The sequence below is a fragment of the Lewinellaceae bacterium genome (genome assembly GCA_020636135.1).
Taxonomy (GTDB): Bacteria; Bacteroidota; Bacteroidia; order Chitinophagales; family Saprospiraceae; genus JAGQXC01.
This window is the reverse complement of the sequence record JACJYK010000002.1, coordinates 470183-491937: the sequence shown is the minus strand read 5'-3', so window position 1 is coordinate 491937 and position 21755 is coordinate 470183. Positions and strand designations below refer to the sequence as shown.

The window sequence follows — 21755 nt, the reverse complement described above, 5'->3', positions numbered from 1 at the left end:
AAGTTTGTCGCAAGTGCCCTAACTTGTAAAAACAGGATATGCAGAGATTTGTATTCAATTAATTCTTGCATTGGTCGGATCAAATACCTGGTGAATGGTTTCGCAAAATATTAATCATAACACATGCGTAAAATTATCGTTCTGTCGATGATCACCCTGGATGGTGTCATTCAATCACCCGGTAGTCCCCAGGAAGACCCCTCTGACGGATTCAGATATGGCGGCTGGGTTGCACCCTTTTCCGATGAGGTATATGGAAAGGTGGTCCAGGAAGAGCTCAGGCCGGCAGATTATTTACTGGGCCGAAAAACTTATGAGATCTGGGCTGGGTACTGGCCGCAACATGGAGCCTTCTGGCCTGGTATTAACGAGGGCACCAAATATGTATTTTCAAAAAATCTGAAAAAGAAAGATCCACTGGTGACAGGATGGAGAAATTCTGTGGTCATCAGAACGGTGGCTGATATAAAAAAGCTTAAAAGTTTGCCCACAGAAAATCAGGGATCAAAAAGTGGAGACATCCAGGTTTGGGGAAGCAGTGAACTGGTACGATTGCTGCTCAAAAATGATCTGGTCGATGAACTCAGGCTTAAAATTCATCCGGTTATCCTGGGCAAGGGCAAAAAACTATTCGATCAGGGCTCGGTTCCCGTCACCTACACCTTGGTCGATAGCAGGGTTACCTCCACAGGGGTCATCATTGCGCATTACCAGCGTACCGGGAATATTAAGACGGGGACGATTGAAGCATAGGTATTCAGAAAATTAATTTCCGGTTTGTTGCTTTGGAATAACTACCTTAGGAAGGTGCAAAGCATTAAGAACTAACTGAATTACCAAACTACCTGTTTCAGGGACTAATTCTGTCTATGGCAAAAGTTATCGCAGTTATTAACATGACCCTTGATGGTTACTGTGATCATACTGTCATGATTGCGGATGAAGAAATCCATCAGCACTACAGTGAATTATTGCGCAACGCAGGTGCGATTATTTATGGCAGAATAACCTACCAGCTCATGGAAAGTTACTGGCCTGGTATCGTTGTGAATCCCACCGGCACTGCATCTATGGACGATTTTGCAGATTCCATTCACAATACACCCAAAGTCCTGTTTTCCCGCACCATAAAACAAGTCAGCTGGAATAATACCCGGTTGGCCGACCGTGGACTGGAGGACGAGATTAATGCATTGAAGCAACAGCTGGAGGATCCTGTCTATCTGGGTAGTCCCGGGATCATTGCCGCCTGTACCAACCTAAAATTAATTGACGAATATCAGCTTTGCATTCATCCGGTACTTGCCGGAAACGGGTTGCCCCTTTTCCTCGATTTGAATGACCGGTCCTTATTAAAACTTAAGGGAACAAAAATTTTTAGTTCCGGGTGCATCCTTCTTTATTACGAATCCACAAAGCCGACCTAAATTCAGGCCACCCTGATCCAGCCACTTTACCAGAATACAATCCTTTTAAAACAAAACAAAATCATATGTTAAACAAATGTATTGCACTAATCTTTTGTATTGCCATTCTTGCGTCCTGTAAACCGCAAGAAAGCAGTCAGACCGAAACCGTTTCCACTTTTGATGAACAAGCGGAAACCGATGCCATATTAAAAGTGATCGAAAATGAAACCAAATGCTTTTTTAACGGCGATTACGAATGCTGGAAAAGCAACTGGAGTCATAACAACTACGCACTTCAAGCATGGAATAATTCCGATGGCACCGCGGATGCAGCCGTCGGGTGGGATAAAATAAACAAGCAGGGAAAAGACTGGATCGAAACATACTATAAAAATGGCGAAAACATCATCCACCCGGAAGTACACCGGGAAAAACCAATTGTGAAGTTCTTTAATGAATCTGCTGCTTATTTGCTCTGGACACAATACAATGCAAATCAGGAAAAAACCAATTTCCGCAGCAGCCAGGAAATTCGGCTGATGGAGAAAGAAGCAGATGGATGGAAGATTGTCTGTGTTACCGCCCTTTGGGATGTTGGACCAAAAATACCCTACGATAGTCTGAATATCGATTAACTCATAAAAGGTTCGATCAAACAACTACCCACTTCCGTGTTGGGGCGAATTACAGGAACTCATTTCCATGTCAGGAAGTTCAACCCCGACCCAACCAACTATTTGATTAACTGGTGATTTTCTATTGTTTGTTGCTCATCGGAAATACAATTCCATACCGGGATGCCGTTTCAACAAGCTTTTGGATATTTGGTGGTCCCTGAGGTCGGGGTGGGATCTCCAGTGCTTCGGCAGGCTCCGACATCGCAATGAAGTATTCTTCAAATCCGCCTGGACATAAATGAATAATGACTTCCGCTTTTTCCGATATCACCCTGAAGGTATGCGGAATGTTCCTCGGAAGCATAATCCAATCTCCCTTACTGACCCGATGCAATTCATCTCCAATGGTGAATTCCATCTCGCCGTCCAACAAATAAAACGATTCCTCTTCCTGAGTATGAATATGGGGAGGAGGCTCCAGACCCTGTATTTCATAACCATGAATTACAGAGAAAGCCCCTTGGGTGTCATTGGAGGAGATCAGGATGCTGATCAGATGTCCGATGTACCAATATGAATTGGAAAGTGTTGGTGACGCCAGGATCATGTATTTTCAATTTTAACCAATTGATTCGTTGATCTGAAGGTTGGTTTCAATTTGCACGCTGTACCATTGATTATTTAGACTAAATTAGTTAGGTGATTCGAAATGGTCAAGTACGAACAAAAAAGTAAGGTACTTACCAATAGGATATGAATAATTGATCCTCAATTACTTAATTCTACAGAAATGGAGAATAATTTTTCACACCCGGTGCTGATTGAAAGTTGCCCGGTACAACACATCCTCCAGTTTATCGGCGGAAAATGGAGAATTGGTATACTCTGGAGCATGAAAGACGGATGCAGGAGATTTGGTGAACTTAAAAAGGATGTACTAGGCATTTCCGAAAAAGTGTTAATTCAAGAATTACGACATCTTGAGCAGTCAAAAATCATCCATCGAAATGCTTATGCAACCATTCCTCCCAAAGTAGAATATAGCCTGACGGAAAGAGGTATGTCGTTGATCCCTCTGCTAAGAGACATTGTGAACTGGGGTTATTCAGACCTGAAAATGACAGCGGTTACAGGCTGAAATGACCCACCGGAACATACTAATAATCAACATTGGAAATTTATCTGCAACAAGCATTGAAAATCATACCATACAGAGTCCAAATGACTGGTGTAATCAACCTGATCCGTCTTCCTCTGCTTATATTCTTTTTATTGGCATGTAACCCGACCGGTGGAAAGGATCAGGCAAACCAGCCCGCAACCATCCGGTCTGAGGACGAAGTGTTTTATTTGATTTTCCCACGAAGCTTTTCCGACAGTAACGGTGATGAAATCGGGGACCTGAACGGGGTGACGGAGAAGTTGGATTATCTACAGCAATTAGGTGTTACATCGATCATTATGACCCCCCTGTATCCATCCATTTATTACCACAATTATTTTACCGATAATTTCGCCGGAATTGACGAGGAGTTTGGTTCAATGGATGATTACCTGCATATGGTCCGGGAGATCCACCGAAGAGGGATGAAGTTCTATATGGACACTGAAGTCCAATACGCGACCAAGGAACACCCCTGGTTTAAGGAGTCCTTTCAAAATCCTTCTTCTCAATACGACGACTATGTTTTTTACAACGATTCCCTGAATCAGGATCCCTCCACCATTGTATTCGGCGTGAAGGGCCTGACATCTTACGATGGTTCCTACCTGGATATTACTACCGTGAATCTCTACAATCCGGCGGTGAGAAAATATATGGTGGATCTCTACGCTTACTGGGTTGACCCAAATGGTGATGGAACCTTTGATGACGGGGTGGATGGATTCCGGCTGGACCACACCATGGATGACCTGGATGGCAAGGGCTTATTGAAAAATATGCTGACTGATTTTTGGAAGCCACTGATCGATCAGGTCAAAGCACAGAATCCCGCTGTCAAATTCATCGCAGAACAATCCGAATGGGACAAGCCATTCTGGGAAGACCCCGGCTATGGTTTCTTCTCCAAAGCGGGAGTGGACATCGTCTATTCTTTCGGCCACTGGTATGGCATGTCGGACCGCGGGCAATTTGCGAAAGCGATCGAGGTAGAAAATGAAGGTACACCTGCGGGCAAACATTTCTTTTTATTCCTCGACATGCATGACACCGACCGTTTTGGCAGTACGCCAGGCTGGTCGGTTGCCAGGAACAAACAGAAAGCGGCCATGGTCTACCTCAGCAAGGGAATACCCTTGATCTATTACGGTCAGGAATTGGGGATGAAAGGCACCCGGTTACCGGACAGCGTGGATACTGGCATCCCGCAGCCTCACGATGGCTCCGATGTGCCGCGCAGAGAAGCTTTTGAGTGGAGCCGGGATATCAACAGCGATGGAATGGCCACCTGGTATAAAGATGCACAACCCTATTGGGATCATCGTCTCAACCATTCGAATGATGGCATTTCCGTGGAGGAAGAGGATACCGATATCCATTCACTATTGAACTATTACCGGAGCCTATTCCGTTTCAGAGCAGCCAACAAAGCCTTCTACAGCGGCGAAATTCAGGTGATACCCACACAAAATGACTCCGTACTAGCGTATTGCCGCTGGGATGAAGAAAGCAAGTTTCTTTTGGTTTTCAATTTTAGACCGGAAAATGCCGATGCGGAAATCCTATCCTCTTCACTTCCTTTCGAAGTTGGCGTCGGAAAATGGGCCAAAGTCCTCGGTGATGATCAAAGCACTTTCAAAGTTCAGGAAGGCATCGTAAGGGTGTCCCTGGTGAATAACGGTTTTCTGGTTTTACAGGTCAGATGATATCCGATGGTCCATGAGATTCCTTACATTGAGGGGACTATTCTATTGCATGTTTGGGATTGACTGAACACAAATTGAAACCTATGGAAAAGGATGACAAAAAAGCGACCACCCCGGAGCCAATCCAAACCAATCAACCAGGGACAAGAACCCGTAAAGTAAGTCAGGGAGATGTTACCGATGGTACCACCCCATCAGAAAAGCGAAGCCATTCCATCAATGACCGGGTCACTTCCCGGATTTCCAAGGAGGCGAGTGAACTCATCAGCCTCGCCGAGCAAAACGGAACGACAGCCGAACAAACGGTGCGGGAATACCTGAAGAGTTTCTCTAAAGAGGAACAACTGATGATCCTGAAACAACTTCAGGTGGATTTGAAGCTGGGCGATAAAAAACAGCATCCCGACGATGTGTTGTCACCCACCTGGACCACCGGAGGTTATCCCTACCTGAATCTGATGTCACGCAAGAATTATGAGCGTCAGAAATACGACCTGCAGGTAGAGTTGCTGAAGCTTCAACACTGGGTACGGGAAAACGGAACCCGGGTAATCATCCTCTTTGAGGGAAGGGACGCGGCGGGAAAGGGTGGCACCATCAAGCGATTTATGGAACACCTGAATCCACGCGGCGCGCGGGTGGTAGCCCTGGAGAAACCTACCGAGGAAGAAAGGGGCCAATGGTATTTCCAGCGCTATGTTAAGCATCTGCCTTCCAGGGGAGAAATCGTACTGTTTGACCGGTCCTGGTACAACCGTGCCGGTGTCGAACACGTGATGGGATTTTGTTCGGATGATGAATACCAGCAATTCATCAAGGAAGTGCCCGAATTTGAGCGAAATCTGATCCGCAATGGCATTCATCTCATCAAATTCTGGTTTTCCGTAAGCCGCGATGAGCAACACCGGCGGTTCAAGGACCGCGAGAATCACCCGCTCAAACAATGGAAGCTCTCCCCGGTGGACCGTGCCTCCCTGGACAAGTGGGAAGCATATACGGAGGCTAAGGAGAAAATGTTCTTCAATACCGACACCTCTGACTCCCCCTGGATCGTCATCAAGTCAAACTGTAAGAAGCGGGCACGTCTCAATGCCTTGCGTTATGTGCTGAATAAATTCAGTTACGGTAAAAAGAAAATGAAAAACATCGGACGCATAGATCCCCTCATCGTGGGCCGGTCCAATATCATTTATGAAATAGAAGAGGAAAAAAGAAGACAACAACAATCTGAAGACAATTAAATCAAGCATAATGTTCAGGCACGCAAAGCTCTTAATCCTGATCCTGGCAGTGGTTGCCACCGGTCACTTGGCAGGACAATCATTTCCGGCCAATACCATGGCTGCACCAAACTGCCTCCCGGGCAAATCCTATCCCCGCATTTATCCGGATGGCCGCATCATCTTTCAATTGCAGGCACCTGATGCTCAGGAGGTGTTGGTGGATATTGTAGGTAAAAAATTTCCAATGCAGAAGGATACGAGTGGCCTATGGACGGTGACCACGGAGCCGATCGTGGAGGGCTTCCACTATTATGCCCTGAATGTAGACGGGGTGCGGGTATCCGATCCGGCCATGTACACCTATTTCGGCGCAAGTGCAGCCCTCAGCGGTATAGATGTGCCAGCCCCGGATGACATGATCTTTGCAGCAAAAGATGTGGCCCATGGCCAGGTGCAGGCCCATTACTACTATTCAGCGATCCGCCAGGCCACCAGGAGATGCTTTGTCTATACGCCTCCGGGCTACGATGAAAATCAGAGCAAGCGTTATCCGGTACTGTACCTGCAGCACGGTTGGGGCGAGAATGAGACCGGCTGGAGCAATCAGGGAAAAATGAACTTCATCCTGGATAACCTGCTGGCAGAACACAAAGCCGAGCCTATGATCGTCGTGATGGACAATGGCGATATCGCAGGATTGCCGTTTAACGTGGTGAACTGGGATTCGGCCCAAAGCGTCACTTCCACCGGCAAGGGTAAGGTTGAATTTCAGGACCTGGTCATTCGGGAAATCATTCCCATGATCGATGCTTCTTTCCGTACCATCCCGGACCGGGACCACCGGGCCATGGCCGGCTTATCCTGGGGAGGATTACAAACCTTCGAGATCGTCTTTAATCATATGGACATGTTTGCATATCTCGGAGCATTCAGCGGGGCCATCCGGCTGCGGGATAATGTGGATGTAACGGAATTGTACGGAGGCCTCTTAAAAAGGCCTGATGAAATCAATCGCAAAATGAAACTGATCTGGATGGGTACGGGCAGCGCGGAAGGCAATTGGTCACAAGGCTTCCGGGATAAATTGGTCGAGCTGGGTGTTAAAGACATCGTGTTTTATATTTCCCCCGGAACGGCTCATGAATGGCTGACCTGGCGTAGATGCCTGTATGAATTTGCCCAGCAATTATTCAAATAAGGGACCTGTCCAAAAGGAACAATCAGCAGATCCCGGACCAGGATTCAGTCATTGAATTTCGGCCTGGAGTCTCCCGGCGCAGGTAACTGCGTATAACGCTCCGTGATGATCAATCAACTTGATGCTTTTTATCTGGATCAGGAAGAACCGAACAAGAGTTGTCTGATGGCTTTACGACATCTGATACTGGGATATGAAACTATTACGGAGACGATGAAATATGGCATGCCCTGTTTTTTATTGGGAAAACGAGCACTTTGTTACCTGTGGAGAGACAAGCAATCCGGTGATCCTTATATCCTGATGGTGGAAGGCAAACAATTACACCATCCCCAATTGGAATCCGGGGATCGAAAGCGGATGAAAATACTGCGTATTAATCCTGGAGAAGATCTACCACTCGCTACCATTCATCAGGTTTTGGACGAGGGCATCCGTTTGTACCAGCAAGATCTGTGATGCAAACCTGGAGTCTGCTTCATCAACCCACAAAAACAAACCGGAGTTTTTGATGTTAAAAAGTTTGACACTCGCTCAAGTGGATATTTTATGAAGGAAACATTCCAACTATTTCAAGTCACTGAAAAAGAAGTAAGTAGGATCCAAAAATCGGAAAATGCGCCACATACGCACGATTACGAAGAATTACTGATCGGGGTGAAGGGAAGCCTTGAACATTTTATTGATTTCACCTGTACGCGGATGGATGCGCCTTTTGTAAGTTTTGTAACCAAGGGCAAGGTACATCAGGTCATTCCGCATTTAAAGGACGGGGAATGCAACATCTGGGCGGTGCGGTTTAAGAGTGAGTTTATCCCGGAAACCACTTTCCAGTTGTATGCCTATTATCACAACAATGCCAACATTCCGGTACCTGCAGATCGTTGTTTCAAGCGGATAGAAACCATCTGCCAGCTCATGCAGGATGAATACAACGCAAAAGAGCCAGATTACGCCGTCCTCCGGCACCTGTTAAGCGCTCTTTTCACTATGGTGGAATCCGAAAGAAGAAAGCTGCATCCGGATGAGACTCCGCTGACCAGGACACAAAACTCCACCTTCAAAAATTTCCTGTTGCTGCTGGAAGAACATTTCCGGCGTCCGGAAGGTGTTGAATTTTATGCTGAGAAACTGTTCATGAGCAGTCGGAATCTGAATATTATCTGTCAAAACATCCTCCAGCAGAGCGTATCCGAAATTATTGAAACACGCAAGCTCATCGAAGCAAAAAACTTACTGCTAACGACAGACAAGACCATTGCGGAAATTGGTTTTGAGCTTGGTTATCAGGACAAATCCTACTTCACCAGCGTGTTCAAAAGGAAATCCGGACAGACACCCAGTGAGTTTCGCAAGGAGATGACGGCGATCATTTCCTGATATTACCACTCCTTTTCCGATTTGCCATACCCCCTGCGGTCCTTGTTGATGGAACTTTGTATCCATAAACAATTGATCACTTTTAATCCAAGAAAATTATGACAACTGAAAAAACCGTATGGAAATTAGATCCTGCACACAGTGAAATTACCTTTAAGGTGAAACATATGATGATCTCCAATGTGAAGGGCGCCTTTAATATGTTTCAGGCGGAAATCCAGGGTGAAGATTTCACGAAGTCCAAAATAACCGTTGACATCAATGCAGCGTCCATCGACACCAATAGTCCTGACCGTGACGCTCATTTGAAAAGCGCTGACTTCTTTGACACCGAAAATTATCCGACACTGCATTTCGAGAGTACATCGTTTACGAAGGTAAAAGGCGACGAATACGAACTGAAAGGTTTTCTGACCATGAAGGGTGTCCGGAATGAAGTGACCCTGGAAGTTGAATTTGGCGGCATCAATAAAGATCCGTGGGGACACGAAAAAGCCGGATTTTCGGTTGAAGGGAAGATCAACCGTAAGGACTGGGGATTAAACTGGAATGCCGCGCTGGAAACCGGCGGTGTTCTGGTAAGTGATGAAGTGCGTCTTCAGGCCGATATACAATTCGTCAAGCAGACCGTATAATTATCCTTACGCATGGATCGCCGGCAATTACTAAAATCTTTGACTCTGACTTTAACCGGAGGTATTATGAAACTCAATGCGCTCAATCAATTAACATCACACTTTGAGAATACCGAAACGATGCCCCTGCTATTTCTCGGGCACGGGAGTCCCATGAACGCCCTGGCAGACAATACGTTTACCAGGGGGTTCCGGGAGGTATCGAAACAGATCGGGAAACCCCGGGCGATCCTGTGCATTTCAGCGCATTGGGAAACCCGGGGCACCTACATCACAGCCATGGACAAACCTCAGACCATTCACGATTTTGGCGGGTTTCCACCAGCTTTGTATCAGGTTCAGTATCCGGCGCCAGGCAGCCCGGAGCTGGCGAAAGAAACCAAAGCACTGGTTGATACGACCGAGATCCAGTTAACCGATGACTGGGGCCTGGACCACGGGGCATGGAGTGTCATTAAGCATTTGTATCCGGAAGCAGATGTGCCGGTCGTGGAGATGAGCATTGACTTTACCCGGAATCCGCAATATCACTTTAACTGGGTAATGCGCTGGCGGCCCTGCGTAGAAAAGGGGTGCTGATCATCGGGAGTGGCAATCTGGTCCATAACCTGCGCATGGTCGCCTGGAACCAGCTGGACACTCCTGGTTATGCTTACGACTGGGCCGAGGAAGCCCGCACCAAAATGAATGACTGGATCCTGACCGGGAATCACCAGCCATTGGTCGATTACCAGAAACAAGGCAGGGCAATGCAATTAGCCATACCCACACCCGATCACTTTCTGCCGCTGCTCTACGTGCTGGGGTTACAAAACAAGCAAGATCAGGTAGAACTTTTTAATGATCAGCCGCTGGCGGGATCTTTGACCATGACTTCCGTTATGATCAGGCCTTCCTGATGGCCACCAGGCAGATATCGCTGATTGTGTGAATTGGAACACAGAAGCAACCTGCCATTTGCTATACCTTGCTGGCGAATCATTTAAAAGTACATCGCATGAAGTATTATTTTAATGCCACCGTCAAAGGCAAATCCTTTGAAGAGGCCATTGAACTGGTACAAGCAGAACTCAAAAAAGAAGGTTTTGGTGTTCTGAACGAAATTGACATCCAATCCACTCTGAAGAATAAAATTGATGTTGACTTCAAGAAATACAAAATCCTGGGTGCATGCAATCCACATTTTGCACACAAGGCACTGATGAGCGAAGACAAGATTGGTGTTTTTCTACCCTGTAATATAGTGGTTGAAGAGCATGAAAATGGCGAAGTAGAAGTTGCTGCGGTCGACCCCATTGCTTCTATGAGCAGTGTCGGAAATGAAAAACTGGTAGTTCTGGCCGGTGAAGTTCAGGCAAAGCTGAAGCGAGTCATTCAGGGTTTGTCCTAGAAAGTTATAACTGGTCATTCCGGCTGCCATAGGTAACAGACGAAAAACTTTCCGTTTACCGGTCTTTATCGGGGAAGCTGATCCAACGCTTTGATCAGCCTTACACAGGCATCGGAAATCTCATCTTCGGTAATGGTCAATGGAGGAGCCAACCGGACACTCTCCATATTGAAGAGGAACCAGTCCACGAGTACTCCTTCCTGCTTCGCTATTTCTACCAGTCGAAGGACTTTATCCGACGAACCGAGGTCCAGGGCCATGAGTAAACCCAGTGAACGGATCTCCCGGACGGCCGGGTGATGCAATAATTCGGTCATCAGGCGGGATTTTACCGCAACCTGGCCGATCAAATCCTCCTGCTCCAATACCTCCATAGCAGCGCAGGATGCCGCACAGGACAATGGATTGCCACCAAATGTCGTCAGATGCCCCAGTATGGGGTGATGTGACAGGCATTGCATGATATCCCGGGAGGCTACAAAAGCGCCCAGGGGCAGTCCGCCACCAAATGCCTTTGCAACCAGCAGGATGTCCGGCACAATGCCATACTGCTCAAAGGCGAACCAGGTTCCGGCGCGCCCCATGCCGGTCTGGATCTCATCCAGAATGAGCAGAGCGCCGGTTTCGGAGCACCGGTTACGAACCACCTGCAGGAATTCCTGCTGGGCAGGTATAACCCCGGCCTCCGCCTGCACCACTTCCAGGATCACTGCGGCCGTCGAGGTAGTGATGGTTTGTAAAGTGGTCTGATCATTAAAGGTGATGTGGCGAATCCCGGGCAATAATGGCCGGTAGGCACGGGTATGTTCGGGCTCGCTCATCAGGCTCATGGCGCCCTGGGTAGAACCATGATAAGCACGGCGGCAGGCGATGATCTCAAACCTACCAGTATAGCGTTTCGCCAGCTTCATGGCCCCTTCTACAGCTTCGGCACCACTATTGGTCAGGTAGACGGAGGATAAAGTGTCCGGCAGATGGCTGGCGAGCCTGGTGGCTGCCCTAACCTGAACGGACTGGATGTGCTCTCCGTAGACCATGGTATGGAGATAGGCATTCGCCTGGTCGTGGATGGCCGCAATGATGTGGGGATGCTGATGGCCCAGATTACTGACTGCGATCCCGGATATAAAATCGTAATGCGGTCTCTGGTCCTGATCGTACAGGAATACACCACCCGCTTTCTCTACGCTGAAGGCAAGTGGATTAGGGCTGGTCTGGGCAATGTGACGGAAAAACAGCTCGTGATTGCGGGGCATCTTTTTTTATCCAAAGTTAAGATTATCTCTTAAGATGCCCCCGATACTCAGGAGTAGCTGGGAGGGTTATATCAGGGTCAAACAGGTAGATACTTATTTTTCGACCTTAAACTGAGAGCCTGATAGCTCAAATAAAAATGTAGTTTTCTTATCAAGAGATCTGTGCCAGAGCAAATCCGTTGATGATGTAATATTATAAAAAATTTAATACTTAGTTAATCTTTCAAAAAAATATATTCAATTTTTTTTCATGTACAGAATGCTAAATACGAACGAGCTAAACAATTGAGGTATTTTATATATAAACTATCGCTTATTCTAATTGCTACCCATCGGACTAGCGCTGTGAGGGGGCTCCCGGAGGGAGCAGCCCACAGGGCCGAGCGCCAGCGAGCACCGGAACATAGCGGCCCGCAGAATCAGGCAGCCCATACCGGACGAATTAAACCAGAGAGCAGGCTGAAGGCGGTGGGCAACAAATCCATGCGGGCAGTCCCCTACCCTGAAAAACGTCAGGTATAGATAAATTGTTGGATGTGAAGAGGACCTGGATGCATTTTCCAGCCTGAAATTGGACGGTTGGCGCCGGGAATGGATTATGCCTGGGAATGCTTAAAAAATGTTAGCGCAATGTTAAACCGTCCCCAATTGCCGGCTATAATCCGCACCGGATGAGCGGGTCTTTCGGAAATGCAGGAGATTGCATTATTTTTGTATTGTTCTAAACATAAAGGTTCAACATGATGAAATTAAAGATCCTCGTTGCGACGCTACTAATCAGTGCTTCGGCCTGGAGCCAGGGTATTGAGTTTTTTCAAGGCAGTTATCATGAGGCTTTTGCGATGGCCAAAGAACAAGGCAAGCTGGTCTTCGTGGATGCTTTCGCCGAATGGTGCGGCCCCTGCAAGCGGATGGCTGCAACCGTATTTCCACAGCCGTCGGTAGGTGAGTACTTTAATGCCAACCTGATCAGCCTGAAAATCGATATGGAAAAAGGCCAGGGTCTGGAATTCCGTAAGACTTATCCCGTCACGGCCTATCCTACCTTCTTATTTCTGGATGGCGATGGCAACATCGTATCCAAAGTAACCGGAGCACGGGGTCCGGAACAGTTCATCCAGGTAGCCCAGGCCGCTGTAAATAAATACGACCCGAGTGCGGCTTTTGCCAAAGCTTATGAAGGCGGAGATCGCAGCTATGAGACTGTATACAACTATGTCAAATCCCTAAATAAGTCGCACCAGCCCAGTCTGGCCATATCCAACGAATACCTGAATGCACAGGCGGATCTTTCGACGCCGGAAAACCTGCGCTTCATCTATGAGGCGATGGTCGAAGCGGACAGCAGGATATTTGATCTATTCATCGAGCACCGTCCGGGTATTGAAGCGCTGGAAGGCGCAGAGGCAGTTCAGAAACGGATCCTCCAGGCTTGCCAGGCGACCGTCAACAAGGCTATCGAATTTAAATTCGATGCACTGCTGGAAGAAGCCCAGACAAAAATCAAAAAACATATACCTGGTCAGGCGGATGCATTCATCGAATCTACGTCCCTTGCCTATGCGAAAGCATCCGGTGACGCCAAGACTTACATGGCCCTGAGTAAGGACCGGGTGAGTGGTACCTATAAGAAAGATGCCAGCCGGCTTCACGAAGTTGCCGCGGAAATGGAACAATACTTCAACCAGGACCCGGAAGCCATGGATTATGCCGCCAAACTGGCCAAAAAAGCCTGTACCTACGGAGGCCAGGCGGAGTATTTTCTAACCTATGCTCAAATATTGCTTCACCAGGGCAATACAAAAGATGCGATGGACCAGGCGAATCACGCGCTAAAGCTGGCCCAGGACCGTAAAGAGGACTGCGGAGAAATCGAACGTTTCATCAAGAGCATCTGAACAGCGCAGGCTTTATTCTTCTTCGCTATCGCTTCGTGAATCTGTGACCGGTAAATCCTCCGGGCCGGCTTCATCGGGTTCGCGGGGTTCCAGCCAGAAGTTATTGTACCCTTCCCTGATGGTGATGTGCACCATCTGCTGATTGACCAATTCAAGGAGAGCCAGGAATGTGACGATGGCATGGATACGGTTGGTACATTGATCAAAGATATCCTGGAATGATGCTCTTTTACCAATGCGGACGCTGGAGAGGATGAACTCCTGCTGATCCTGAATGGTATATTCGTAGCGGGCGATGCGATGGACCACGGTCTTCTCGGCATTGAAGCGGGCCATCACCTGTTCAAATGCCTTGAGCAGCTTGAAGAGGGTGAGTGATTCCAGCTCCACATCGACCAAAGCACGGGTCGCCATTTGCCGCAGCTCCTGATTGACGTTGCCCCGTCCAAATTTCCCGGCCTGGTCTTCCTCCATCTCACGCAGCTCATCCAGCACACTTTTATAGCGCTTGTATTCGAGCAGGCGTTCGACCAGTTCCAGGCGTGGGTCGATCTCCTGACCTTCTTCATCCAATGGCTTACGCGGTATCAGCATTTTCGCCTTGATACGCATAAGTGTGGCAGCCATCAAGATAAATTCACTGGCTACATCGACATTCAGTTTCTCCAGATGGCGGATGTATTCCAGAAAATCATTGGTTATCTTGGCGATCGGGATATCGTTGATATCCAGTTCATCCCTTTCGATAAAGAACAGGAGCAGGTCAAAAGGACCTTCAAATTGTTGTATTTTGACTGTGTAGGACATGGACCACAAAAGTAATGTTGAATGGTGAATGTTGGGTGGGGAATAGGCATTTGTTTACCTCCCGTGTTCAAGAACCCTATTAATCCTGATCTTCTTAACCCGAATTATGACTATTGAAGGATTCATCGAGATGGCTTTGAGCTTTCCGGAAACGAGCCAGAAACCCCATTTTGACCGGCTGGCTTTCCGGACTACCCGGAAAATTTTTGTCACCCTGCATGAAGGGTCCGCAACCATCAATGTAAAGCTTTCACCCGAATCCCAGTCGGTCTATGCGTCGATTGACCCCGCCATCATCTACCCGGTACCCAATAAATGGGGTCAGCAGGGATGGACGACTGTGGTGCTGGCGGATACGCCGGAAGACCTGATCCGTGAAATGGTTCAGATGGCGTATGAAGAAGCGCAATAAAAAAGGCCGAATGAAGCATTCTGAAAACAACCTTCATCCGACCTTTCTATTCGAAACTTAACTCCTTACCGAAGTCCTTCTGCTCTAAAATTTGATCCCAAGGGTGCCCATAACCAGATGTTGCTGGGTAGTGTTTTCAATGTTCTGGCCAGGACCTTCCACCAATTGGTAAGGGCTGTAATCCGATCGGTCATGCTGATAACGGTAGGCAACGTCGAAGAAGACTTTATCACCGCGCACGCCTGCACCGGCTGAAAAACCGGTATTGTATCCGGTCTCGGAGACGTAGGGGTTGTTTGCGATCTGCACGCCGCCACGGACACGGAAATAACCCAGCACCCATTCGGCACCTGCCCGCACCTGATAACCATTCTGTAGTGCATCCTGGATCTGGGCATTCAGCTCACCCTCATAAATCTTGTCATCTTTAAACCTGAACTTGGCATTTTGGTAAGGTGTCCAGGCCAGTTCTGTCGAGATGAATCCATTTTTTCCCAGTAAAATGCCCACACCGAGTTGCGCGCGCATGGGCAGAACATAAGAATAACTGTATTCACCCTGGGGCGAATTTTCCGTATTTGTCTGTACCGTATTGTCTTCCTGGTAGGAAAAAGTCAGGTCGGTGGTATAGGTGTCATTCAGTTTGATGACCGAGGGCGTATGGAATGATGCGCCAACCCGTACCTGTTCATTGAGCAGATAGGTAGCACCGATTTTCGCATGGACACCGGATCCTTCGGTGCGCACGTATTCTTCAAACTGGAGTTGCTCAAAATAGGGTATCTCGTTCTGGTCGTCATCTTCCTGGTAGGTCTTACGCACTTCGTAATTGACAAAAGGAATGTTGACGGTGGCACCGATGAGCAGCTTTTCATCGTAATTCGCGCCCAGTCCGATAAGCAACTCACTCATACCACCGGAGGCGGAGACGACCTGCTGCTTACTGGTGACGGCCGATGGGTTCAGATCGTAGTCACTTTCGTACTGATTATTTTCATCAAAGTCATAGATCGCACCGGTGACATATGCCGGGAGGGTTTCAAATGACCCCAGCGCTTCAGGAGGCAAATTATTGGCCTGTTCGACCCATCGCTGGGTGATCGACCCGGTAGAACGACCGAGGATGGTAAAATTGCGGTTGTAATCGGCCAGGCGGTTTAAGCCGATGGCGAAGTTGGAAGTCTTCCACTTACCACGCTGAGGACGGGTGACGGATACCAGTCCCACGTTGTTAATCAGAAACTTATTGGTTTGATCGGTGGAGCTGCCTGTTCCGGATAAAAATTTTGAGTTGACCGACTGGCTGTAAAAGGCCGGCGTGAAATTAAATTCCGACCAGCGGAACGCGCCGATTCCGGCGGGGTTCTGAGAAAGGGCTCCAAAGTCTGCGCCCATAACTCCCATCGAGCTACCTACTCCTACATGGCGGGCGGTTCCGGTGGGGTTAATGACTGCAAAGCGGGCGGCGTCGGTTATGGTTTGTGCTTCAGTAATGCCTGCCACCAGGCACAATACCAGCACCCAATGATACGGTTTCATCATGTTTTGGATTCGTGCTAGAAAAAAGGGTGGAACAATGATTAACCTCACTATTCCACCCCTCTTCCTTATTTACAATGATATTTTTCTTACTGGTTGTGTCCCCGGGGTGAACTGCTGCTGCTGCTTCTTGGCGAAGAGCTTGACGATGAAGAAGAACGCGAAGGGCTCATCGAAGGTGAGCTGCTCCGGGTCGGCGTTGAAGGCCGGTATGTGCTGCTGTGTCCTGAGCGGTTCATGCTTGGGCTGCTGCTACTACGCGGAGAGTAGTTCGGACTGCTGCTGCGCGTGGTATTATACGTGCGGGAGGAACTCGTCGTTGAAGAGCTTCTCTGGAAAGCGGGGCTCGAGGATGTCCGCTGGCTTCCAGACCGGTAAGTCGGCGTGTTTGACGTCCTGGGGGCTACCTGAGAGCTTCTTGGTGATGTTGTTGTTCTTGGTGATGTTGTCGATCCCTGACGATTGGAAGAATAACCATCCGTCCGGCGGGTTGGATTATAAACCCGGTTTTGATCGGAAGTTCTGGCCTGGGTACGCGGGCTTACGACTCCACTGCGTTCATCACCTGTACGCCGGTTTACCACGGTGGCACCACGATTTGTTGTGCTCAATCCCGGGTTTAACCCATTATTGGTGCGGCGAGGCGTGGTGACAACCGTTCCACGGTCATTGGCGCCAATGCGGCGCGAACCGTAATACGATCCACGGCTGCTTCCGTAATTGTAATTGTTGTAGTTGTTGTAGCCACTGTAGTAGCCATAGGGTGAATAGGCATACGACGGTCCACACCAGGTATTCCATCCTGACCCATAGTATCCGTAAGAACTGAACGGGCTGTAGAAGCTGGAATAGCGTCCATATCCCCACGGCGAGTAATAGCTCCATGGGCTGGAATAAGAATCGTACCATCCGTAACCATAGCCGTAAGGATTCCAAGCTGTATAGAGACTTGGCCGGTAATACCGACTACCGAAAAACAGGTTCACATTTACTCCGGGACGATAAGACGAATAAAAAGGATCGTAATAGTTATAGTCCATGAAGTAAGGTGAATAATACCCGAAGCCAGCCGTAGGATGGTAGAACCTGCGAATGCGCTGGGAATAATAATAGTCGTAATCGTCGTAATAATCGTATGCTTCATCGTCGTAAGCATAGTCGTCATTCGGATATTCCTCATTGTACGTTACACTGTAAGACGCATCCATATCCGGATCGTAATACAGGTCATCGGTTTGAGCGTAGGACACACCCCCGAAGACAAGAACCAATAAGGACAGTAACCATGTGTTTTTCATTGTGATAGGATTTAGGAACATCGTATAATACCCGGACAATCTATAATGTGCAATTTATTACTTTTATGCCGTTTTTTCTGTTAATATCAGTTAAAGTAAGTCCGTGACACGTTATCAATTGTTAAGAGCTCACCTTTGAACTCTATCATTAAGACGTAAACGGAGCCGGGTTAGTTCCGATGATAACATAAATTTAACCTGGACAGGCTATTGGAAATCAATGTACTATGAGTAAAGGCATCACATCGAGAGCAGACAATTATTCGCAATGGTATCTGGATATCGTCAAGCGGGCCGACCTGGCTGACAACTCGGCGGTAAGGGGATGCATGGTGATCAAACCACATGGTTATGCCATCTGGGAAAACATGAAATCCGCCCTGGATCAGATGTTCAAGGACAGCGGTCATGTCAACGCCTATTTCCCGCTTTTCATCCCGAAAAGTTTTCTCAGCCGTGAGGCCGAACATGTGGAGGGATTTGCCAAAGAATGTGCTGTGGTAACACACCACCGCCTCAAAAATGACCCCAATGGAAGCGGCCTGATCGTGGATCCGGAAGCAAAACTGGAGGAAGAACTGGTGGTCCGCCCGACTTCGGAAACGATTATATGGAATACTTACAAAGACTGGATCCAGTCCTACCGGGACCTTCCTCTGCTGATCAATCAGTGGGCCAATGTCGTTCGCTGGGAGATGCGTACCCGGCCTTTCCTGCGTACGGCGGAGTTTTTGTGGCAGGAAGGCCATACCGCTCATGCCAGCCGGGAAGAGGCCATCGAGGAAGCTGAGCGCATCCATGAGATCTACGCCCGGTTTGCCGAGGACTTTATGGCCATGCCGGTCATCAAAGGCCGCAAAACAGCCAATGAACGATTTGCCGGCGCTGAAGAAACCTATACCATCGAAGCGCTGATGCAGGACGGCAAGGCATTGCAGGCCGGTACCAGCCATTTTCTGGGTCAGAATTTTGCCAAAGCTTTTGATGTGCGCTTCTTAAACGAGGGCAATCAGGAAGATTATGTATGGGCCACCTCGTGGGGAGTATCCACCCGTCTGGTGGGAGGAATGATCATGACGCATTCGGATGATGATGGGTTGATCGTACCTCCCAAACTGGCGCCTTTGCAGGTTATCATTGTGCCTATTCCCAAACCTGCCCCGGAACTTAATGAGGTAGCTGAAAAGATTATGCGCGCCTTACGGGACAAAGGGATCTCGGTCAAATACGATACAGACATGAAGAACCGCCCCGGCTTTAAATTTGCCGAATACGAGCTGAAGGGAATTCCGGTGCGCATCGGTATGGGTATGCGTGATCTGGAGAATAACCAGCTGGAAGTTGCCCGGCGGGATACCAAAGAAAAGAACATGGTTCCTATGGACGGAATCGGCGACTATGTCCGGCAATTGCTGGATGAGATCCAATCCAACCTATTCCGGCAAGCAGTAAATTATCGCACAGAACATACCACAGAAGTGCATGACTGGAAGGCATTCATGGAAGTCCTGGAAGATAAAGGTGGATTTGCCTCCGCACACTGGGATGGCACCACCGAAACCGAACTTGCGATCAAGGATAAAACCAAGGCTACCATCCGGTGCATTCCATTGGATGCCAGGGAAGAAGCCGGTCAGTGTATCCTGACGGGGAAACCTTCGAAAGGCAGGGTTTTGTTTGCGAAAGCGTACTAAAAGAAATGTTGAGTTTTGAATGTTGAGTTTTGAATGGGTGGGATTACCAGTAAATTGATTTTTCTCCGGCACACCATCCTGGTGCTGGCTCTGCCATTCCATTTAATGGCGCAGCAGACCTGGATGGCCGACAACGGTAACGGCACCTATTCCAACCCGATATTCTACGAGGAGTTTTCCGATCCGGACATGATCCGGGTTGGTGATGATTATTACCTCACCGGCACCACCATGCATACCATGCCGGGGTTGCCTATCCTGCATTCCCGGGATCTGGTCAACTGGGAATTGCTGACCTATGCCATACCACGTCTGGACCTGGGACCAGAAATGCAGTTGAAGGATGGTCAGGACATGTATGGCCAAGGTATCTGGGCGCCCTGTTTCCGGTACCACAATGGAACGTATTATATATTTTCTAATGTAAACAAACATGGTACCCAGCTTTTTACAGCTACCAACCCGGCGGGACCGTGGGCCCATCAGCAAATGCGGGCCCGCCTGCATGATGTCACAGTCCTCTTTGACGATGACGGAAAGATCTATGCCGTATGGGGCTATAATGAAGTAAAGATGGCTCAGTTGACGTCCGACCTGATGGACGTTATTCCCGGCACGGAAAAGGTAATCGTGCCAGCGGGCAGCGGAGCCGGTGAAGGCAGCCACATCTATAAGATTGACGGGAAATATTTTATTACGAATACCAATTACGATCCTGTCTGTTATCAGGTGTGCCTCCGCGCAGATGAGCCATATGGTCCCTATGAGGTCCAGGTGATCAGTGCGGAAGAAAACCTGGGAGAGGCCCAGCGTTTGCGTATTTTCAATACACAGGAAGGGCCGCCTTTTACCGTCATTCATTACCCGGAAAATTATGTAGGCTGCATTCCGATGCACCAGGGAGGTATCGTACAGGTGCAGTCCGGTGAATGGTGGGGATGGTCTATGCTGGATTACAATTCCGTAGGCCGTGTCACCGCTTTGTCGCCGGTAACCTGGGAAGATGGATGGCCGTATTTTGGGTTGCCCGGTAACCTGACCAGGACACCGCGGACCTGGATAAAACCTCATACCGGCCATTCCTCTCCACGCCAGGCTCCATTTGAACGGAACGACGATTTCAGCGGGGCAGGTCTTAAAAATGTCTGGCAGTGGAATCATGTACCTCAGGAAGATAAATGGTCCCTCTCCGAGCGACCCGGTTACCTCCGCCTGCACACTCTCCCGGCAGAAAGTTTCTGGCATGCCCGCAACAGCCTCACACAACGCGGCATCGGCCCGGAGTCTATGGCCACAACCATCCTGGAAACTTCTCACCTTCAGGAGGGTGACATTACTGGTCTGGCCTTGTTGAACCTGCCTTATGCCTGGCTGGGCATTGTTCAATCCACAAATGGAAAAATCCTGCGCTTTTTCGACCAGCAAACCGGGACACAGATCGATAAACCAATTGCCAACGGCACCATCTGGCTGCGAGTACACGCCAACTTTGAGCAGGACTGGAGTCAATTCAGCTACAGTGCCGACGGCAAGCACTTTGACGGGATCGGAGGCAAGGTGGAGCTACCCTACCAGCTGAAGACATTCCAGGGTGTACGCTATGCCTTGTTTGCCTTTAACGATCAGGGAAAGGAAGGCGGCTATGCCGATTTCGATCAAATGATCATCGATGAGCCCCGCTATCTGCCGCTTACTCAGCCCATCCCTTATGGTCAGGTGATAACTTTAACCAACCTTGCCGACTCAACAATTATGGTGAACTGGCGCAATCACCTCCGTCCGGTTGAGGTATCCAGTCCGTTCACTCAGGACCATGCATCCGGGTTTCAGGTAATTGACCGGGGTCAGGGTCGCATTGCCCTGCAATCTGTTTTCAGTGGTGGCTTCGTTACCGTCAAAGGGCACGCAGGCATGGCAGAAGTACGCATTGAGCAGACAGACCGTGGTGATGCATCGACTTTCCAGTGGGTAGATATGCTGGATGGATCTATCATGCTGATGTCCCTCTACAATCACCGTTATCTGAATGTGGATCCGGGAGCCAGGAGCCTTTGTTCGGCCAATGCCAGTGGGGCACAACCGGATCGGAAAGGTGGTGCCTGTTTCAGTTGGAAAATGCAGGAATAATCGG

General features: G+C 48.6%; 20 protein-coding genes and 1 pseudogene. 16 read left to right on the top strand and 5 right to left on the bottom strand.

Translation table 11 applies throughout. From position 1 onward, the window contains the following. Positions 1 to 123: 123 nt before the first annotated feature. The 3 genes from H6570_17125 (at position 124) to H6570_17115 (ending at position 2044) form a co-directional block, all read left to right on the top strand. The gene (locus H6570_17125) at positions 124 to 753 is read left to right on the top strand and encodes a dihydrofolate reductase family protein (protein ID MCB9321009.1); all 630 of its coding nucleotides are present in this window, start codon (positions 124 to 126) and stop codon (positions 751 to 753) included. Between the two features lie 116 nt (positions 754 to 869). Beyond that, positions 870 to 1427 (top strand): dihydrofolate reductase family protein, encoded by a 558-nt coding sequence (locus tag H6570_17120; GenBank protein ID MCB9321008.1) that lies wholly within the window; start codon positions 870 to 872, stop codon positions 1425 to 1427. 65 nt (positions 1428 to 1492) lie between these two features. Then, positions 1493 to 2044, top strand: a complete 552-nt coding sequence (locus tag H6570_17115; GenBank protein ID MCB9321007.1) for a hypothetical protein — start codon at positions 1493 to 1495, stop codon at positions 2042 to 2044. A gap of 121 nt (positions 2045 to 2165) precedes the next feature. Here H6570_17115 and H6570_17110 read toward each other — a convergent pair whose 3' ends face one another. Next, entirely contained in the window at positions 2166 to 2633 is a 468-nt protein-coding gene (locus tag H6570_17110) for a cupin domain-containing protein (protein MCB9321006.1), read from the bottom strand. A 183-nt stretch (positions 2634 to 2816) separates the two neighbouring features. On the opposite strand from H6570_17110, the gene H6570_17105 reads away from it, so the two are divergent. The 9 genes and pseudogenes from H6570_17105 (at position 2817) to H6570_17065 (ending at position 10720) form a co-directional block, all read left to right on the top strand. Then, positions 2817 to 3164: a helix-turn-helix transcriptional regulator gene (locus H6570_17105; GenBank protein MCB9321005.1), complete on the top strand. Its 348-nt coding sequence runs from the start codon at positions 2817 to 2819 to the stop codon at positions 3162 to 3164. A gap of 83 nt (positions 3165 to 3247) precedes the next feature. Continuing rightward, complete coding sequence (locus tag H6570_17100) at positions 3248 to 4894, top strand: alpha amylase C-terminal domain-containing protein (protein ID MCB9321004.1); 1647 nt, start codon at positions 3248 to 3250, stop codon at positions 4892 to 4894. Positions 4895 to 4977: 83 nt separating this feature from the next. Beyond that, positions 4978 to 6135 carry a polyphosphate kinase 2 gene (gene ppk2, locus H6570_17095; GenBank protein MCB9321003.1) on the top strand — a complete coding sequence of 386 codons (1158 nt, stop codon included), beginning with the start codon at positions 4978 to 4980 and terminating at the stop codon, positions 6133 to 6135. A gap of 97 nt (positions 6136 to 6232) precedes the next feature. Next, entirely contained in the window at positions 6233 to 7315 is a 1083-nt protein-coding gene (locus H6570_17090) for an esterase (protein ID MCB9321002.1), read from the top strand. Positions 7316 to 7420: 105 nt separating this feature from the next. Beyond that, positions 7421 to 7774: a DUF1801 domain-containing protein gene (locus H6570_17085; GenBank protein MCB9321001.1), complete on the top strand. Its 354-nt coding sequence runs from the start codon at positions 7421 to 7423 to the stop codon at positions 7772 to 7774. Positions 7775 to 7864: 90 nt separating this feature from the next. Then, on the top strand, positions 7865 to 8695 hold the full coding sequence (locus tag H6570_17080; GenBank protein MCB9321000.1) for a helix-turn-helix transcriptional regulator: 831 nt from the start codon (positions 7865 to 7867) through the stop codon (positions 8693 to 8695). 98 nt (positions 8696 to 8793) lie between these two features. Beyond that, on the top strand, positions 8794 to 9330 hold the full coding sequence (locus H6570_17075; GenBank protein MCB9320999.1) for a YceI family protein: 537 nt from the start codon (positions 8794 to 8796) through the stop codon (positions 9328 to 9330). Positions 9331 to 9396: 66 nt separating this feature from the next. Then, positions 9397 to 10229, top strand: a pseudogene (ygiD, locus tag H6570_17070) (4,5-DOPA dioxygenase extradiol). Positions 10230 to 10327: 98 nt separating this feature from the next. Beyond that, entirely contained in the window at positions 10328 to 10720 is a 393-nt protein-coding gene (locus H6570_17065) for a DUF302 domain-containing protein (protein ID MCB9320998.1), read from the top strand. Between the two features lie 65 nt (positions 10721 to 10785). Here H6570_17065 and H6570_17060 read toward each other — a convergent pair whose 3' ends face one another. Next, positions 10786 to 11976, bottom strand: coding sequence for an aspartate aminotransferase family protein (locus tag H6570_17060; protein ID MCB9320997.1), 1191 nt, complete (start codon positions 11974 to 11976; stop codon positions 10786 to 10788). A gap of 740 nt (positions 11977 to 12716) precedes the next feature. Here H6570_17060 and H6570_17055 point away from each other — a divergent pair. Continuing rightward, entirely contained in the window at positions 12717 to 13874 is a 1158-nt protein-coding gene (locus H6570_17055) for a thioredoxin family protein (protein ID MCB9320996.1), read from the top strand. 12 nt (positions 13875 to 13886) lie between these two features. On the opposite strand, the gene H6570_17050 is transcribed toward H6570_17055, so the two are convergent. Next, complete coding sequence (locus H6570_17050; GenBank protein ID MCB9320995.1) at positions 13887 to 14681, bottom strand: segregation/condensation protein A; 795 nt, start codon at positions 14679 to 14681, stop codon at positions 13887 to 13889. 106 nt (positions 14682 to 14787) lie between these two features. On the opposite strand from H6570_17050, the gene H6570_17045 reads away from it, so the two are divergent. Then, the gene (locus H6570_17045) at positions 14788 to 15093 is read left to right on the top strand and encodes an MmcQ/YjbR family DNA-binding protein (protein ID MCB9320994.1); all 306 of its coding nucleotides are present in this window, start codon (positions 14788 to 14790) and stop codon (positions 15091 to 15093) included. Between the two features lie 84 nt (positions 15094 to 15177). Here H6570_17045 and H6570_17040 read toward each other — a convergent pair whose 3' ends face one another. Then, positions 15178 to 16635: a hypothetical protein gene (locus H6570_17040; protein MCB9320993.1), complete on the bottom strand. Its 1458-nt coding sequence runs from the start codon at positions 16633 to 16635 to the stop codon at positions 15178 to 15180. Positions 16636 to 16721: 86 nt separating this feature from the next. Continuing rightward, a complete protein-coding gene (locus H6570_17035) occupies positions 16722 to 17930 on the bottom strand; it encodes a hypothetical protein (protein MCB9320992.1) in 1209 nt (402 codons plus the stop codon). Positions 17931 to 18157: 227 nt separating this feature from the next. Here H6570_17035 and H6570_17030 point away from each other — a divergent pair, with 227 nt between their 5' ends. Both H6570_17030 and H6570_17025 read left to right on the top strand, forming a co-directional pair. Then, positions 18158 to 19624, top strand: coding sequence for a proline--tRNA ligase (locus H6570_17030; GenBank protein MCB9320991.1), 1467 nt, complete (start codon positions 18158 to 18160; stop codon positions 19622 to 19624). Between the two features lie 33 nt (positions 19625 to 19657). Further along, positions 19658 to 21751, top strand: a complete 2094-nt coding sequence (locus tag H6570_17025) for a family 43 glycosylhydrolase (protein MCB9320990.1) — start codon at positions 19658 to 19660, stop codon at positions 21749 to 21751. Positions 21752 to 21755: the final 4 nt, after the last annotated feature.